Source organism: Cellulomonas sp. P4_A2 (assembly GCF_056402515.1).
Genome location: NZ_JBFUHG010000007.1, coordinates 148,283 through 164,886 on the forward strand (window position 1 = coordinate 148,283; position 16,604 = coordinate 164,886).

The following is a 16,604-nucleotide window of genomic DNA, read 5'->3' on the forward strand; positions in this document are numbered from 1 at the left end:
GACATCGCCTCCAAGGAGGGTGGGATGGAACCTCGCCAGAACGGCCTCGACCGAAGGGCGTTCCTCCAGCTCGTGGGCCTCGGCGCCTTCGGCACGGTCGTGGCAGCGGACGTGGTGGGACAGGGGCTGCTCGTCCCCGCCGCGGCAGCGAGCACGTCGCTGTCGCTCGTCGCGACGGACGGCTACATCTCGGTGCCGGGGCGGGAGGGGAACCCGCTCTACATCTTCGGGTTCGTGCCTGTCGACCCGAGCCTGTCGGTCTCGCAGCTGATCACGACCTACAAGGGCCACGCCAAGCACACGGCCCCGACGCTCGACTTCCTGCAGAACGACGACATCAAGATCACGCTCACGAACCTCGGCCTCGTGCAGCGCCCCGACCTGACCGACGCGCACACGATCCACTGGCACGGGTTCGACATCCCGTCACCGCTCAACGACGGCGTCCCCGAGGTGTCCGTGGCGGTGCCGATCGCCAAGCAGTTCACCTACTTCTACCGCCCTCACCGGGAGGGCACGTACATGTACCACTGCCACTTCGAGGACGTCGAGCACGTGCAGATGGGCATGACCGGCATCGTCTTCGTGCGCCCGCTGCAAGACGGCACGCCTGTCGGCGGGTTCACGAAGTTCGCGTACAACGACGGCGACGGGTCGACGGGCTACCACCGCCACTTCGCCATCCTCCTGAACGAGCTGTGGCGCAACTTCCACGACGGCGACCGGGACATCCAGGAGTCGATCGCGACGGACTACGACCCGCAGTGGTTCACGCTCAACGGTCGCGTGTACCCGCAGACCGCGCTCCCCAACGACGCGCCGAGCCTGCCGGCCTCGTCCCGCATCGCGACGCCGAACCCGAACTACGACGACGCGCTCGACTACAGCCAGCCCAACTCCGCACTCGTCCAGGTGAGCCCGGGCGACCGGGTCCTGCTGCGGCTGGCCAACCTGGGGTACCAGCAGCACGCCATGCAGCTGCCCGGGATCCCGATGCACGTCATCGGCCAGGACGCCTCCCTGCTGCGCATCGGTGGCGTCGGGGGGACGGACACGTCGTACTGGACCAACACCCTCTACATCGGCCCCGGCGAGGCCCGCGACGTGCTCTTCGACGCGCCCGCCTACTCAGCCGCACGGCCGTCGGGCACGGACACGCGCGGCAGCTACAACGTCTACTACCTCAAGAACCGGGACTGGCGCAGGCTCACCAACTTCGGAGCGCCCCCCGGCGCCGGCGGGATGATGACCGAGGTCCGCGTCTACCAGACCCCCCTGCCCGCACAGACCGTCGTGAGCCAGACCTATGTCTGAGCGAGCGGTGGACCCGCGACGCGGAAAGAAGGTCACGATGAGGCCAGCTCGGCACGTCGCCCTCGTCGCTGCGCTGGCAGCCGGGCTGATGGCCGTCGCACCGTCGGCCGCCCTCGCCCTGCCCGCCGGTGCGCCCAAGACCGGAATGGTCTGCACCCCCGGGACCATCGTCGGCGGCACCCACACGTTCAACCTGGTCGCCAAGCCCGGCTACATCGACACCCCCGACGGCAACAGCGTCTTCATGTGGAGCTACGCGAACGCCGACGCGACCGACAACGGCAAGTTCCAGAGCCCCGGCCCCGTGCTGTGCGCTACCCAGGGGCAGACCGTGGTCGTCAACCTGACGAACACTCTGCCCGAGCCGTCGGGGATCGTGTTCCCCGGCCAGGACTCCGCCGTGACCGCGACGGGTGGCGCGGCAGGCCTCCTCACGACCGAGGCGGCAGCATCCTCGGGGACAGTCAGCTACAGCTTCGTCGCCGGCAGCCCCGGCACGTACCTCTATGAGAGCGGCTCCGACGTCGCCAAGCAGGTCGAGATGGGTCTGTACGGCGCGCTGGTGATCCGCCCGAGCCTGGGCGCGGGCTACGCCTACGGGGCGTCGACCCAGTTCGACCCCAGCCGTGAGTACCTCCTGCTGCTCAGCGAGCTCGACCCGGACCTGCACCACGCGGTCGAGGTGGGCGCCACCTACGACCTCAACGCCCAGCACGACCGGTACTTCTCGATCAACGGCCGGGAGTTCCCCGACACCGTCAAGGACAACGGCACGGGCGAGCTGCCGAACCAGCCGTACGGCTCGCTGGTCCGGATCCAGCCGAACACGGCGACCAGCACCCAGCCCGCCCTCGTCCGCATGATCAACGTGGGTCTGCTCAACCACCCGTTCCACCCGCACGGCAACCACACCACGCAGATCGCGCAGGACGGCCGCCAGGTCGTCGCCACGGAGCACTTCGGCGAGACGATCGGCTCCGGGCAGACCGAGGACTTCCTGCTGCGCTGGGACGACACCGACAGCTGGAACCCGACCACCAACCCGTTCCCGCTCACCCCGCCGAACTACCGCAACGTCGTCTTCAAGGACGGCAACACCTACTACAGCGGCAGCCCGTACCTGGGCTACAAGGGGACGCTCCCGACCGGGACGGTGTCGCAGAACATCTGCGGCGAGTGGTACTTCCCCTGGCACAGCCACGCCCTCAACGAGTTCACCAACTTCGACCAAGGGTTCGGCGGCATGGGCACGCTGCTCCGCGTCGACCCGGTGGGTGGCTGCAGTGCGTTCCCGGCCTCCGCCACGCTCGTCGGCGGGGCGCTGAAGAGCGGCGCCGTCACGGCTCTCGGGGTGGCCGACTCCACGTACTACCAGGTCAACCCGAAGACGACCACGCGCCCGACGGCCACGACCGCAGCGGCGACGAGCATCACGGTGGCCTCGGCATCCGGCTTCCCGACCGCGGGCACGTACGCCGTCCGGATCGACAACGAGGTCCTGCAGGTCACCGGCGGGCAGGGCACGACGACGTGGACGGTGTCCCGTGGTCAGCTCGGCACGGCGGCGGCCGCGCACGTGAGCGGAGCGACGGTCACCGCACTGGCCACCGACTGGTACGCCGGGTTCACGGGCCTCCCCGCCGGTTCCCAGAACCTCAAGGTCACGTACCGGGGCGCCAACTGTGCGACCACGACCGCAGGGACGTGCACGGCCCTGACGACCAACCTGCCGCAGCAGACCGTGAAGATCTGCAACTGGACCATCGCCGGTGCGGCCGGCTGCACGACGTCGACGTCGGCCGGCTGGGTGGCGCTGCCCGCGCCGCCCGCCCAGCCCCAGGGCGTCGGGTCGACCGACGTCACCTCGACCTGGGCGCTGCCCAACCCCGCCGCCGCGTACGTCGGCACGGGCGCCAACAAGGGGCAGGTGCGGGTGCTGGTGCACACCCAGCGCTTCACCGCGCCCTCGCCGACCGCCTTCTCGACCTGGGGAAACCTCCTCCGGGTCGTCTATGACGCGCCATGACCAGACCCGAGCAGTCCCGGAGGTTGGCGATGCCTGCACGCACCCGCACCAGGATCACGGCGCTCGTCGCGCTCGTCATGGCGTGCGCCGGGCTCAGTCTCGTGAGCTCGAGCGCCTCGGCCGCACCGGTCGCCCTCACCCTGTGCGCCAGGGCGGGGACGACTACGCTCCCGGGCGAGATCGCGCCCGTGCCTATCTGGGGCTTCGGTGTTCCGACGACCCCAGGCAACTGCGCGACCGCCACCGTGAGCCTGCCCGGTCCGACCCTCTCGGTGACCGAGGGAGACACGGTGACGATCGCGGTCACCAACGCCCTGCCTGCCGGAACGTCTGACGTCCCGCACGTGCTCCGGTTCGAGGCTCCCGGGATCGCGTTCGACCCCGGGCCCACGGATGCGCCGGTCGGCTCGACCGTGACCCGGACGTTCACCGCGACTGCGCCCGGCACGTACCTGTACCAGAGCGGCGGGGACGCGGGACGCCAGGAGGCGATGGGGCTCTACGGCGCACTCGTCGTCCGCCCGACGACGGCCAACCGGGCCTACGACGTCGCCTCGACCGCGTACGACGTGGAAGCCGTCCTCGTGCTCAGCGCGGTGGACCCGGCGTTCAACGCGGCACCGGACACCTTCGACCTGCACGGCTACCGCGCGACGTCGTGGCTCATCGGCGGACAGCCCTACCCGCAGACGGCGCCCGTCATCGCCTCGGCCGGCCAGCGGGTCCTGCTGCGCTACGTCAACGCGGGCTTCGACAACACGACGATGACGCTGCTCGGGATGCGCCAGCACGTCGTGGCCCGCGACGCGCGGTTGCTGAACGTCCCCGTCGACGCCGCCGCGGAGACCCTCCCGGCCGGCGCCACCGAGGACGCGATCGCCACCGTCCCCGCCACCGCCCCGCCGAGCCCGAACGGCTTCCCGCTGTACAACCGGCAGCTGCACCTCACCAACGGTCCGCAGACGGCGACGAGCCCGACACCGGTGACCGGCGGCGGCATGCTGACGTTCATCCACCCGTGAGCCCGCGGTGACCAGCCAGACGACGGTCGAGCCGGCGGCGACGCCCCCGGCGCCGCCGACCCGGCACGGCCTCGGGTTCCGGGTGCTCGGCCTGGTCACCGGCGCGGTGCTCGCTGCCGCGGTGATCGGGGTGTTGCTCTGGCTGACTCGCGGCCCGGCCGAGCCTGCCGGCGCCGCGGCGGACGGTCAGGTCGCCGTGGCTTGGGGACGGCCGGCGGTCGGCGCCGACGAGCTCGTGCGGCGCAGCGGCGTGCGGATCACGCAGGTCACCGTCTCCGGCGGCGGCGGGCTGGTGGACCTGCGCTACCAGGTCGTCGACCCGGACGCCGCGAACGCGCTCCACGACCCACGGACGCCGCCCGCGGTGATCGACGAGGAGTCGGGGCTCGTCGTCCACGACCTCCTGATGAACCACGCCCACAGCGGCGCGTTCAAGGCCGGGATCACCTACTACCTCGTCTTCACGAACCCGAACAACTGGATCCACCAGGGCAGCGTCGTCACGGTCCTGCTGGGGGACGCGCAGGTGGAGCATGTCGTCGTCGGGTAGGCCGGTGCTCGCGGCGATCCTGGGGCTCGCGCTGGTCCTGGTCGGAGGCGCTGCGCCCGCGACCGCGAGAGCCCCGTCCGCCGTCGGCACGGGGTCGATCGATCCCGCGCTCGAGCAGCAGCTCGCCGCCGCGGCTCCGACCGACCGCCTCGACGTCGCCGTCGTCCTGACCACGCGTGCCGACCTGAGCGCGGCCCGCAACCTGAAGCGACAGGCGCGGCTCGGCGCCGTCGAGCGCACGCTGCGGACGCACGCCGACCGGACACAGAGGGGTCTCCGCGCGCTCCTCGCCGCACGGCAGGCGCAGAGCCTCGTCTCGGACGTCGTGCCGCTCTGGGTGACGAACGAGATCGACCTGCGGGCTACGCCGTCGGTCATCCGGGAGCTCGCCGCGCGACCCGACGTCGCCCGCGTCGGGTCGACGTTCGTGCTGCGCGCCTCCACCGTGGGCGCGGCCGCGGCAGCGGCGGCCGCGGCGACAGAGCCGAACATCGAGCGCGTCGGCGCACCGGCCATGTGGGCGCAGGGGTTCCGCGGCCAGGGCATCGTCGTCGCGAACATGGACACCGGTGTCGACGTGTCCCAGCCCGAGCTCGCGAGCACCTGGCGGGGCGGGACGAACAGCTGGTTCGACCCGAACGGCCAGCACCCCACACCGACCGACGTCAACGGCCACGGGACCGCGACGATGGGGGTGATGGTCGGCGGCGCGGCGGGCGGCAGCTCGATCGGGGTGGCACCCGCCGCGACCTGGATCGCGGTGAAGATCTTCGACGACCGCGGAGCGGCGACGTCGACCAACATCCACCGCGGCTTCCAGTGGCTGCTCGACCCCGACGGGAACATCGCGACGGCTGACGCGCCGAACGTCGTCAACGACTCGTGGACGATGTCCGTCGCCGGCTGCTCCCTCGAGTTCCAGGCGGACCTGCGCAGCCTGCGCGCAGCCGGGATCCTCCCCGTGTTCGCGGCCGGCAACGAGGGCGCGACGGCGGGCAACATCCGTAGCCCGGCGAACAATCCGGAGGCCTTCGCGGTCGGCGGGACGGACAACAGCGACGGCCTGTACAGCTCGACGAGCCGTGGACCCTCGAGCTGCGCCGGCGCGACCGCCCCGAAGCTCGCTGCCCCGGCCGTCGGAATCCGCACGACGGACCTGTACGGCCTCTACCTGACCGCGGAGGGGACGTCCCTGGCGGCGCCGCACGTCGCGGGCGCGCTCGCGCTGCTGCTGTCGGCGTTCCCCGACCTGCCCGCCGACCGGCAGGAGAGTGCCCTGGAGGTCAGCGCGGTCGACCTGGGAACGGTCGGGCTCGACAACGACACCGGCTACGGACGTCTCGACGTCGCCGCGGCCTACCAGTGGCTCGCGACGACCCCGGACTTCACGGTCGCGGCGTCCCCGGCATCCGTCACCGTGGCAGCGGGTGCTTCGGCCTCCGTCACCGTGTCCGTCGGGGCGGTGCGTGGTTTCGCGGCCGACGTCGACCTGTCGCTCGCGGGTCTCACGGCGGCACAGGGTGCCGGCTCCTTCGCCCCCGCCCGCGTCACCGGCGGGTCCGGGACCGCGACGCTCACGGTGACGACCGACCCGACGCTCCCCGCGGGCACGTACCCGCTCACGATCACCGGGACGAGCGGCGCGCTCGCGCACGCGGTACCGCTCGTCCTGGTCGTCCCCGCGTCGCCGAGCTTCACCGTCACGGCGTCGCCCTCGTCGGTCACCGCGCCGGCCGGCGGCACGGCCACGTTCACCGTCACGGTCGCACCGGTCAGCGGCTTCGTCGGCAACGTCGCGCTCGCGCTCACCGGGCTCGGGGCACCGCAGTCGTGGAGCTTCTCCCCGGCGGTCGTGCCTGGCGCGTCCGGGAGCTCGACGCTCACCGTGACGACCGACCCGACCCTGCCCGCAGGCTCGTACCCGCTCACCATCACGGGGACGAGCGGCACGACGACGCGCAGCACCGCCGCCACGCTCGTCGTCGCACCCCCACCGGGTTTCACGCTCGGGGCGTCACCGGCGACCCGCACCGTGAACGCAGGCGGCAGCGCCACCTTCACCGCCGCGGTCGGCGCGAAGAACGGCTTCACGGGCGGCGTCACGCTCGCCCTGACCGGACTGCCCGCCGGGGTCGGCACGGCGTCGTTCGCGCCGACCGTGGTCAACGGCGCGGGGAACGCCGTGCTGACGATCACCACCCTCGCCACCGCGCCCGCGGGCACCTACGTACTCACGGTCGCCGGTACGAGCGGCTCCGTCGTCCACACCGCGTCCGTATCGCTCGTCGTCGTCGCCCGGGACTTCTCGCTCTCGACGGCGCCGACGTCGGTCACCGTCACGCGCGGCCAGACGGCGGCGTCGGTCGTCTCGGTCGGCGCGAAGGGCGGCTTCACCGGAGGGGTCACGCTGTCGGTGACCGGGCTGCCCTCCGGATCCACCGCCACGTTCTCGGTCAATCCCGTGACCACGGCCGGGACGTCGACGCTCCGGGTCCGCACGACGACGCAGACGCCACGAGGGACGTTCACGATCCGCATCTCGGGCAAGAACGGCTCGCTCGTGCACCAGACGACGCTGACCGTGGTCGTGCGGTAGCCGTTCTAGCGGTGGCTCGCCACGACGTCGTCGTCCTGGACCGGCATGTGCTGGTCCAGGACAGTTCGCCTGCGCTGCGCCCGCCGGCGGGTGGTGACGGCGACGAGTGCCACCACGACCAGGAGCACCGCGAGCCCGTTCGCGTAGGGAGCGAGCGAGCGCGAGACGGTCGGCCGTGAGTCCGGTGGGTCGGCGCGCCACACGATCGGGACCTGCACCTGGGCCCCGGCGCGGTCGACCACGGCGGTGATGGCGACAGGTCCGGACGTGGCGACCTCAGCAGTGCCGAAGTAGCGGTCGCCGTCGACCAGCTGGAGCGTCAGCGCCGAGGTCACGCCGCCACCCACGAGCTCGAGGGCCACGCCGTCGACGCTCGCCGGTGCGGGCCGTCGGGTGCTCGCCACCGTCACGGTGAACCCGTTGAGACCTGGCCGGCCCGGCGTCGCCGCGACGGTGACGACCAGGTCGGCCGCCGACCCGCTGACCACCCCGCCGGACGCTGGCGGCGCGGTGCCCTCCACACCACGCGGCGCTGTCTCGACGAGCGCGCCGACGGCGACGAGCAGGACGGCCGCGACGCCGACCTCGACGGCGACCAGACGTCGGGACAGGGGCCGACGGGCACCGAGGACTCGCACGCCGTGCAGCCGTGTGGAGTTGACGAACCCGAGGCCGAGCGTCGCCGACACGAGCGCCAGCTTGACCAGCAGCGTGCGGCCGTACGTCGTCGTCACGAGGTCGTCGACCGACGCGACCTGCCGGCCTCCGCCGTAGAGCCCGGAGGCCAGGACCAAGACGACGCTTGTCACCAGGATCCGCGAGAACGCGTCCCGGTGGGCGCGTGCCAACGCACCTCCGCTCGCGCCGGCGGCGTGCGGCCAGAGCATCACACCGAGCGCGGCGACCGCGCCGAGCCACACGCAGGCGGTGAGGACGTGCACGGCGTCGACGGCGATCACCCACGTCCGGTCGGTGTCTGCGGCTGCCGCGTGACTCCCGAGCGCCTCGACGGCGACCAGTGCGAGGGCTGCGGCACCCGCACCCGGCAACGCCCAGCGGCCCACGCCGCCGCGCGACCGCGCAGCCCCGAGCAGGACGACCACGACGACCAGCGCCACCTCGCGCGCGAGCCAGAGCCGCCCCCATCGCGCGTCGCCGAGCAGCCCGCCGACCGTGGCCGCCCACGGGCTCCCGGGCGGCCGCAGCCTGCGCACCTCGGCGACGAGGTCGACGAGACCCACCAACGCGCCGACCGCCGCCGCAGCGATCGCCATGGCCAGCAGCCGGCGCCGGGTCGTGCTCAGCGTCAGCACGAGGGGCGGTGACAGCTCGGTCCGGGACCGGCCGAGAACGAGGCCGCGGACGACGAGCGCTCCGACGAGCGCAGCCAGTGCGCCGATGCGCGCCCAGCGAAGGGCGACGTCGAACGGCGTCGGTCCCGCGCCCACGGTCGGCTCCGGGCCAGGTTGTCCCGACGGTTCCCCGACCGTGAACACCACGGTTCCCGACGAGGTGTGGCCGTCGTCCTGGGCGAGCACCTGCCAGAGGACGCCGTACGAGCCGTCGCCCAGTCGGGGCAGGGTCACGGTGACGATCCGCTCGTCGTCCGAGGGCGTGCCCACCTGCGTCCCCCCGAGGGTTCTCCCGCCGTCGTCGACCAGCCGCACGGAGCTGAGCGGCTGCGAGATCTCTTCGTCGAACCACAGCGTGATCACGGTCGGCGGCTCTTCCAGGACCGAACCGCTCGCCGGATCGGATCTGACGAGGAGCGCGTGCGCCTGCGCGGAGGGGGCGCCGAGCACGACCGCGACCAGGACGCACGCGAGCAGGGCGGACGCCCGTGCGACGACCTGCCACGCACGTTCTCGTCCGACCGGCGCGCGTCGTCGGCCTCCGACAGCTCGGATGGGCGCGTGCACTCGCGGATCCACCTTCCCGGCGACACCGTGGCGATGGCGGAAACACTAGGAGTGCACGCAGTGCCCGTGCGGTGGATGACGACACTGTCATTGGTCGGTCATGCCATCGCTGGTCGCAGCCCGCGTCCCAGGCCCCACAGCCGGCGGCTGACGTCGCGACCTCGGGCCACCTCAGGCGGGCCCCACGTGCGCAGGCTCAGGCCGGGCGCGCGTTCTCGAACCACTCGTGGATGCTCCGCAGGACGGGCTCGTGCGGATCGTCGGTACCCCGGACGAAGCCAGGCTCTCGAGAGCGGCCGCCATGGTGGGCAGATGGTCCGTCAGACGGCCTCGAGGACGCTCACGTAGTTCGCCACGGCCAGGCCGCCCATGTTGTGCACGGCGGCGCGGCGCGCACCCGGCAGCTGCATCTCGCCGGCCGTCCCGGACAGCTGCATCGCCGCGATGACGTGCTGGGACACCCCCGTCGCGCCGACCGGGTGCCCCTTCGCCTTCAGGCCGCCCGAGAGGTTCACCGGCAGCCTGCCGTCGCGGTACACCGACCCGTCCTCGATCGCCAGCGCACCCTTGCCCTGGGGAGCCAGCCCCATGACCTCGTACACGATCAGCTCGGCGATGGTGAAGCAGTCGTGCACCTCGGCCAGGTCGAGGTCGTCGACCGTCACGCCGGCCATGTCGAGGGCGCGGTTCCACGCCGCGACGCTCCCCGCGAACGCGACCGGGTCACGCTTGCTCGCGGGCAGGAAGTCGTTGGCCTGACCGAACCCGACCAGCCGCACGGCGTCCGTCGTCGCGCCGGGGACGCGCGATGTCGTCAGGACGACGGCCGCGGCCCCGTCGGAGACGGGCGAGCAGTCGGTGCGCCGCAGCGGGTCGGCGACCATCGGGTTCTGCTCCGAGACGGTGCGGCAGAACTCGACGGACAGCTCCTTGTGCAGCTGCGCGTACGGATTGGCCATGCCGTTGTGGTGGTTCTTCGACGCGATCGAGCCGAGCACGTCCGAGACGCTGCCGTACCGGTCCTGGTAGGAGCGCGCCGTGTTCGCGAACAGACCGGCGAACCCGCTCGTCGACTCGGTCCCGGCGGCCTCGTAGTCGGCACCGAGCAGCGCGGAGCCGACCAGGGACGCCGGGGCGTGCGTCATCTTCTCGGCCCCGATCACCAGCACGGTCCTGGCCGTGCCCGCGAGCAGCGACTTCACGCCCTGCTGGAGCGCGGCCGAGCCGGAGGCGCACGCGTTCTCGACCCGTGTGGAGGGGACGCCAGCGAGGTCGTCGGACACCTGCAGGGCGAGCGACGACGCGAAGCCGAGCGGGACGAGGCCCGAGTTGAACTGGCCGAGATAGATCTCGTCGATGTCCCGGGGAGCCAGGCCGCTCGCGACGATCGCCTCGCGGGCGACCTGCACGATGAGCGACTCCAGGCTCTCGTCCGTCAGCTTGCCGAAGCGCGAGTGGCCCCAGCCGCTGAGCAGGACGTCGGTGCCGAAGCGGTCCACGAGGCTCATCGCGCCACCGCCATCTCGACCACGAACGACGCACCCGTGGACGCGCGCACCTCGTCGAGGGTCACGTCCGGCGCCAGCTGTGTCAGGACCAGGCCGTCCGGGGTGATCTCGAAGTCCGCGAGGTTCGTGATGATGCGCTGCACGCACCGCAGACCGGTGAGCGGCAGCGTGCACTCGTCGACGATCTTCGGTGCCCCGTCCTTGGCGGTGTGCTCGGTGAGCACGACGACGCGTTTGGTGCCGGCGACGAGGTCCATCGCTCCACCCATGCCTTTCACGAGCTTGCCCGGGATCGACCAGTTGGCCAGGTCACCTGCGCCCGACACCTGCATGGCGCCGAGGAACGCGATGTCGACGTGGCCGCCCCGGATCATGCCGAACGACGCGGCCGAGTCGAAGATGCTGCCGCCGAGCAGCACCGTCACGGTCTGCTTGCCGGCGTTGATGAGGTCGGCGTCCTCGTCGCCCTCGAACGGGAACGGCCCCATGCCGAGCAGGCCGTTCTCGCTCTGCAGGGTCACGGTCAGCCCGTCGGGGATGTTGTTGGCGACGAGCGTCGGGATGCCGATGCCCAGGTTGACGTAGCTGCCGTCACGCAGCTCGGAGGCGGCACGGGCGGCCATCTCGTCTCTCGTCCAGGGCATGGGTGTCGTCACCTTCACGCGGTCGCGGCGACGCGGGATCGCACGGTGCGCTGCTCGATGGGCTTGGGCCGGGCCGTCGCGACGACGACGCGCTGAACGAAGATCCCGGGGGTCACGACGACGTCCGGGTCGATCGCGCCCGCCTCGACGAGCACCTCGACCTCCGCCAGAGTGATCCGGCCGGCGGTCGCGACGGCCGGGTTGAAGTTGCGAGCCGTGTAGCGGTACGTGAGGTTGCCCGCGGTGTCCGCGCGGTGCGCACGCACGAGCGCGACGTCGGCCGTGATCGCCCGCTCCTGCAGGTAGGTGACGCCGTCGAACTCGGCCGTCGGCTTGCCCTCGGCGACCAGGGTGCCGACGCCGGTGCGGGTGTAGAAGGCGGGGATCCCGGCGCCGCCCGCACGGAGGCGCTCCGCGAGGGTGCCCTGCGGCACGAACTCGACGTCGAGCACGCCCGAGAGGTACTGCTGCGCGAAGAGCTTGTTCTCGCCCACGTACGACGCGATGACCTTGGCCACCTGGTTGTTCTCGAGCAGGACCCCGAGCCCGACGCCGTCGACGCCCATGTTGTTCGAGACGATGGTGAGGTCGCTGGCCCCCGAGTCGCGCACGGCGTCGATGAGGTCGAACGGGTTGCCGCTGAGCCCGAACCCGCCGACGGCGATCGTCATCCCGTCCCGGACGACGTCCCGGACGGCGGCCGCGGCGCTCTCCACCTGCTTCGACACGTCTCTCCCTCGAGCGTTCGATCGCTGTCGTCGGAACCGTAGGACGGATCGCGTGCCTTTTCATCATGTGGATTACGATGTGGAATTCAGGAGGCGTGATTCCACATGATGGACTTTCTCTCTGCCACGGCGCCGCATCCCGCCGGCACGCAGGTGGTGCAGCGCGTCGGTTCGCTGCTGCGCCAGATCTCCCTCGCCCGGGAGACCGGAGCCCGGCTGAGCGACCTCGTCGAGTCGACCGGACTGACCAAGCCCACCGTGCACCGCCTGCTCAGCGCCCTGGCGGTCGAGGGGCTGCTCGACCAGGACGACGAGACCGGCCGCTGGTTCCTCGGCCCGGAGATGTACGTCATGGGCACGGCTGCGGCGAGCCGGTTCCCGATCGAGGAGATCGCCCACCCCTCGCTGGTGCGGCTCGCCGCGGCCACGGGCGAGTCGGCGTTCCTCTCGATGAGGCGTGGCAACGAGACCATCTGCCTGCTGCGCGAGGAGGGCAGCTTCCCGATCCGCTCGTTCGTGCTGACCGAGGGGACCCGCTTCCCGCTCGGCATCGGCTCGGCGGGGCTGGCGATCCTCGCCCATCTCGACGAGGCCGAGCGCGAGGACGCGCTCGCGCGGCTGGACCTGCGCGGACAGCGCTGGGGCGTCAAGCAGTCCATCCCCGCGATCCGGCAGACGATCGCCGACGCGCAGCGGCTCGGCTACATCGTCAACCCGGGGCGCATCGTCGAGGGCAGCTGGGGCATGGCGGCGGCGATCTTCGACCGCGGCAACCGCCCGATGTGGGCACTGACGCTCACCGGCATCGAGACACGGTTCCAGCCGGACCGGCAGCCCGAGCTCGGACGCCTCCTGCTGCTCGAGGCACACCGCGTGTCACGACGGCTCGCTGGCGCGGGACGCTCCATCAGCCGCCCGAGCGCGCCGCCTGGATGAGCGGGCGCCCCTAGACCCCCGTCGACCGACGGACAACTGTCGGACCGACCGGGCAGACTCGGGGCATGGGCGTCCCCTGGGTGCTGCACGTCGACCTCGACCAGTTCGTCGCGGCCGTCGAGGTGCTGCGCAACCCGGAGCTGGCCGGCAAGCCGGTGGTCGTGGGCGGCCGGGGCGACCCGACCGAGCGCGGCGTCGTCTCCACCGCGTCCTACGAGGCGCGTGCGTTCGGGGTGCGGTCCGGGCTGCCGCTGCGGATCGCGGCGCGCAAGCTGCCCGACGCGGTGTTCCTGCCCGTCGACGCCCCCGCCTACGAGGAGGCCTCGGAGCAGGTGATGGCGACGCTGCGGTCGCTGGGGGTCGTCGTGGAGGTGCTCGGGTGGGACGAGGCGTTCCTCGGGGTCACCACCGACGACCCCGAGGCGCTCGCGAGGACCGCCCAGGAGGCGGTGCTGCGCGAGACGCGCCTGCACTGCTCGGTCGGCATCGGCGACAACAAGGTGCGCGCCAAGATCGCCACGGAGTTCGGCAAGCCCGCGGGCATGTTCCGGCTCACCGCCGAGAACTGGTTCGAGGTCATGGGGCACCGGGCGACCCGGGAGCTGTGGGGCGTCGGGTCGAAGGTGTCGGGGCGGCTGACCTCGCTGGGCATCACGACGGTGCGCGAGCTGGCCGACGCACCCGAGGAGGCGCTCGTCGCGGAGTTCGGGCCGCGGATGGGCGTCTGGTACCACGGGCTCGGTCGGGGGCTCGGGCCGACGACGGTCGACGACACCCCGTGGGTGCCGCGCGGGCACAGCCGCGAGACGACCTACCAGCAGAACCTCACGACACCCGAGCAGGTGCGCGACGCGGTCGCCGTGCTCGCACGCGACGTCGTCCAGGACACCGAGGCCGACGGGCGGCCGGTCATCCGGGTCGCGCTCAAGGTGCGTTACGCGCCGTTCGTGACCAAGACGATCAGCCGCAAGCTCGCGGAGCCCACCCACGACCCGGAGGTCGTCGTCGCGGCGGCGACCGCCCTGGCCGAGACGCTCGAGGATCGTGAGGTCCGGCTGCTGGGCGTGCGCGCGGAGATGGAGATGCCGCAGGACCCGGCCGAGCGCACGCCCGTGCGCGGACGGATCTGACAGCCTCAGCCGGCGAGCGCGGCCTTGAGGAACGCGATGTCCTGGGCCTGGCCCTCGGGCGGCGTCTCGACGATCGCGTCGCAGCCGGCCTCCCGCACGACGTGCGCGACGAGCTCCGGCGGGATCGTGCCCTTCGCGTAGTTCGCGTGCCGGTCGCGGCTCGAGCCCGCCTCGTCGCGCGAGCTGTTCGCGTGCACGAGGTCGATCCGCCCGGTGATGGCCCGCAGGCGCTCGACGATCGTCTCGAGGTCCTCGCCCGCCGCCCACGCGTGGCACGTGTCGAGGCAGAAGCCGACGTCGTACTGCCCGATCGCGTCCCAGAGCATCGCGATCCGGTCGAGCGTCCGGGCGCACGCGTTGTCGCCGCCGGCCGTGTTCTCCACCAGGACGCGCACCGGGAACGTGGCGCGCTCGAACGTCTTGCGCCAGTTGTCGAAGCCGACCGCGACGTCGTCGCCGTCGCCGACGTGGCCGCCGTGCACGATCAGCCCGCGCGCGCCGAGGTCGGCCGCGGCCGCGGAGTGCTGCGCGATCATGTTCCGGCTCGGGATGCGGATCCGGTTGTTGGTCGACGCGACGTTGACCAGGTACGGCGCGTGCGCATAGATGCCCAGCCCGGAGGCGATCAGCGCGTCGGCGTCGTCGCGTCGCACCGGCTTCTTCCACCCCTGCGGGTCCGCGAGGAACAGCTGGACGCTCTGCGCGTCCAGCCCGGCGGCGGTCGCGACGGGATCGTCGCCGTGCGTGTGTGCACCGATCAGGACCATGTCGGCATTTCCTTCCCTGGGCTCGCGCCAGGCTAGTCCGCGGCGCCGACACGCTGCCGGCTCAGCCGATCAGCGGGCGTCCCTCGGGTCGTCGGAACAGCCGTTGCCGTTCCCGCAGGACGAGCGCCGAGGCGAACGTCACCGGACCCAGCCGGCCCGCGAACATCAGCAGGACGAGGATGAGCTGCTGGGCGGGGTGCAGGTGGGCCGTGATCCCGGTGGTCAGCCCCACCGTGGCGAACGCGGAGACGCACTCGTAGAGGATCTGGTCCAGGGTGTACGGGCTGGTCATCGCGATGACCAGCGTGGAGACGACGACGGCGGCGACGCTGAGCAGCGCCACCGACAGGGCCTGCCGGATCGTCGACGTCGGCAGCCGCCGGTCGTACACGTCGGCGTCGGGGTCGCCGCGCAGCTCGGCGATGATGACCAGGAGCAGGACGGCGAACGTCCCCACCTTGATGCCGCCCGCGGTGCCGGCGCTGCCGCCGCCGATGAACATCAGGACGTCGACGCCGAGCAGCGTCCCGGTGTTCATCGCCCCGGGATCGACGCTGTTGAACCCTGCGGTGCGCGGCATGACGGCCTGGAAGAAGCCCGCCAGGGTCCGCCCGGCCGGGTCGAACATGCCGAGCGTCGCCGGGTTGTTCCACTCGGCGATAGTCACGAACAGCGTCCCGCCGACGAGCAGGATCGCCGTCATCGTCACGGTGAGGCGGGTGTGCGCGCTCCAGTGCCGACGCCGCCGGTGCCGCAGGAGCTCGAGGACGACGGGGAAGCCGAGGCCTCCGATGATCACCGCGAGGGCGATCGGCAGGCAGATCCAGGGGTCGGTGGCGAAGCCGACCAGGTTGTCGCTGAACAGGGAGAAGCCGGCGTTGTTGAACGCCGAGACCGAGTGGAAGACACCCAGCCACAGGGCTTCGCCCCATCCGTAGTGGTAGGCCAGGGCGAAGCGCGCGGTCAGGATCACGGCGGTGACGGCCTCGACCGTGAGGCTGATGCGCGCGACGCCGAGCAGGACCGTCCGGACGTCGCCGAGGCGCGTGCTCTTGGTTTCCTTGGCCGCGAGCAGCCGGGAGCCCAGACCGAGCCGCCGGGAGATGAGCAGGCCGAGAAGGGACGCGAGCGTCATGACCCCGAAGCCGCCCACCTGGATGAGCACGAGTATGGTCACCTGGCCGAAGGTCGACCAGTAGGTCGCGGTGTCGACGACGGTCAGCCCGGTGACGCACAGGGCGGACGTGGCCGTGAACAGCGCCTGCAGCAGGGACGCGCCGCCGGGACCGGCACGCGCGACGGGCAGCAGCAGCAGCACCGTGCCGGCGGCGACACCGAGGGCGAACGCGGCGACGATCCGGCGGCCCGGTCTGCTCTGGCGGCGGTACACGTCGCGGTGGCGTGCTCCGAGGAACCGCCGGCTCTCGACCATCCTCCGGCGGTTCCCGCTCAGTCCGTCGTGCG

General features: G+C 72.0%; 13 protein-coding genes. 7 read left to right on the forward strand and 6 right to left on the reverse strand.

Translation table 11 applies throughout. The annotated features are described in order from the left end of the window. Positions 1–24: 24 nt before the first annotated feature. Genes AC1DUE_RS09200 through AC1DUE_RS09220 form a run of 5 tightly spaced genes read left to right on the forward strand, consistent with a single transcriptional unit; the run spans position 25 to position 7,508 of the window. Entirely contained in the window at positions 25–1,314 is a 1,290-nt protein-coding gene (locus AC1DUE_RS09200; RefSeq protein WP_477039100.1) for a multicopper oxidase domain-containing protein, read from the forward strand. Positions 1,315–1,351: 37 nt separating this feature from the next. After that, positions 1,352–3,340 carry a multicopper oxidase domain-containing protein gene (locus AC1DUE_RS09205; RefSeq protein WP_477039101.1) on the forward strand — a complete coding sequence of 663 codons (1,989 nt, stop codon included), beginning with the start codon at positions 1,352–1,354 and terminating at the stop codon, positions 3,338–3,340. Positions 3,341–3,369: 29 nt separating this feature from the next. Then, positions 3,370–4,362: a multicopper oxidase domain-containing protein gene (locus AC1DUE_RS09210; protein ID WP_477039102.1), complete on the forward strand. Its 993-nt coding sequence runs from the start codon at positions 3,370–3,372 to the stop codon at positions 4,360–4,362. Between the two features lie 7 nt (positions 4,363–4,369). Then, complete coding sequence (locus AC1DUE_RS09215; protein ID WP_477039103.1) at positions 4,370–4,912, forward strand: hypothetical protein; 543 nt, start codon at positions 4,370–4,372, stop codon at positions 4,910–4,912. Next, positions 4,896–7,508, forward strand: coding sequence for a S8 family serine peptidase (locus AC1DUE_RS09220; protein ID WP_477039104.1), 2,613 nt, complete (start codon positions 4,896–4,898; stop codon positions 7,506–7,508). The genes AC1DUE_RS09215 and AC1DUE_RS09220 overlap by 17 nt, the downstream gene beginning before the upstream one ends. 5 nt (positions 7,509–7,513) lie before the next feature. Here the strand turns inward: AC1DUE_RS09220 and AC1DUE_RS09225 are convergent, their stop codons facing one another. The 4 genes from AC1DUE_RS09225 to AC1DUE_RS09240 form a co-directional block, all read right to left on the reverse strand. Then, entirely contained in the window at positions 7,514–9,427 is a 1,914-nt protein-coding gene (locus AC1DUE_RS09225; protein WP_477039105.1) for a copper resistance CopC/CopD family protein, read from the reverse strand. A gap of 320 nt (positions 9,428–9,747) precedes the next feature. Beyond that, positions 9,748–10,935 (reverse strand): acetyl-CoA acetyltransferase, encoded by a 1,188-nt coding sequence (locus AC1DUE_RS09230; RefSeq protein ID WP_477039106.1) that lies wholly within the window; start codon positions 10,933–10,935, stop codon positions 9,748–9,750. Beyond that, positions 10,932–11,579, reverse strand: coding sequence for a CoA transferase subunit B (locus tag AC1DUE_RS09235; protein WP_477039107.1), 648 nt, complete (start codon positions 11,577–11,579; stop codon positions 10,932–10,934). Before AC1DUE_RS09235 ends, AC1DUE_RS09230 begins: the two co-directional genes overlap by 4 nt. A gap of 14 nt (positions 11,580–11,593) precedes the next feature. Continuing rightward, entirely contained in the window at positions 11,594–12,307 is a 714-nt protein-coding gene (locus tag AC1DUE_RS09240; RefSeq protein ID WP_477039108.1) for a CoA transferase subunit A, read from the reverse strand. Positions 12,308–12,412: 105 nt separating this feature from the next. On the opposite strand from AC1DUE_RS09240, the gene AC1DUE_RS09245 reads away from it, so the two are divergent. Next, positions 12,413–13,243 carry an IclR family transcriptional regulator gene (locus tag AC1DUE_RS09245; RefSeq protein WP_477039109.1) on the forward strand — a complete coding sequence of 277 codons (831 nt, stop codon included), beginning with the start codon at positions 12,413–12,415 and terminating at the stop codon, positions 13,241–13,243. Between the two features lie 65 nt (positions 13,244–13,308). Further along, positions 13,309–14,373, forward strand: a complete 1,065-nt coding sequence (locus AC1DUE_RS09250) for a DNA polymerase IV (protein WP_477039110.1) — start codon at positions 13,309–13,311, stop codon at positions 14,371–14,373. Positions 14,374–14,378: 5 nt separating this feature from the next. On the opposite strand, the gene AC1DUE_RS09255 is transcribed toward AC1DUE_RS09250, so the two are convergent. Then, the gene (locus tag AC1DUE_RS09255; RefSeq protein WP_477039111.1) at positions 14,379–15,140 is read right to left on the reverse strand and encodes a deoxyribonuclease IV; all 762 of its coding nucleotides are present in this window, start codon (positions 15,138–15,140) and stop codon (positions 14,379–14,381) included. A 61-nt stretch (positions 15,141–15,201) separates the two neighbouring features. Next, the gene (locus AC1DUE_RS09260; protein WP_477039112.1) at positions 15,202–16,572 is read right to left on the reverse strand and encodes a TrkH family potassium uptake protein; all 1,371 of its coding nucleotides are present in this window, start codon (positions 16,570–16,572) and stop codon (positions 15,202–15,204) included. Positions 16,573–16,604: the final 32 nt, after the last annotated feature.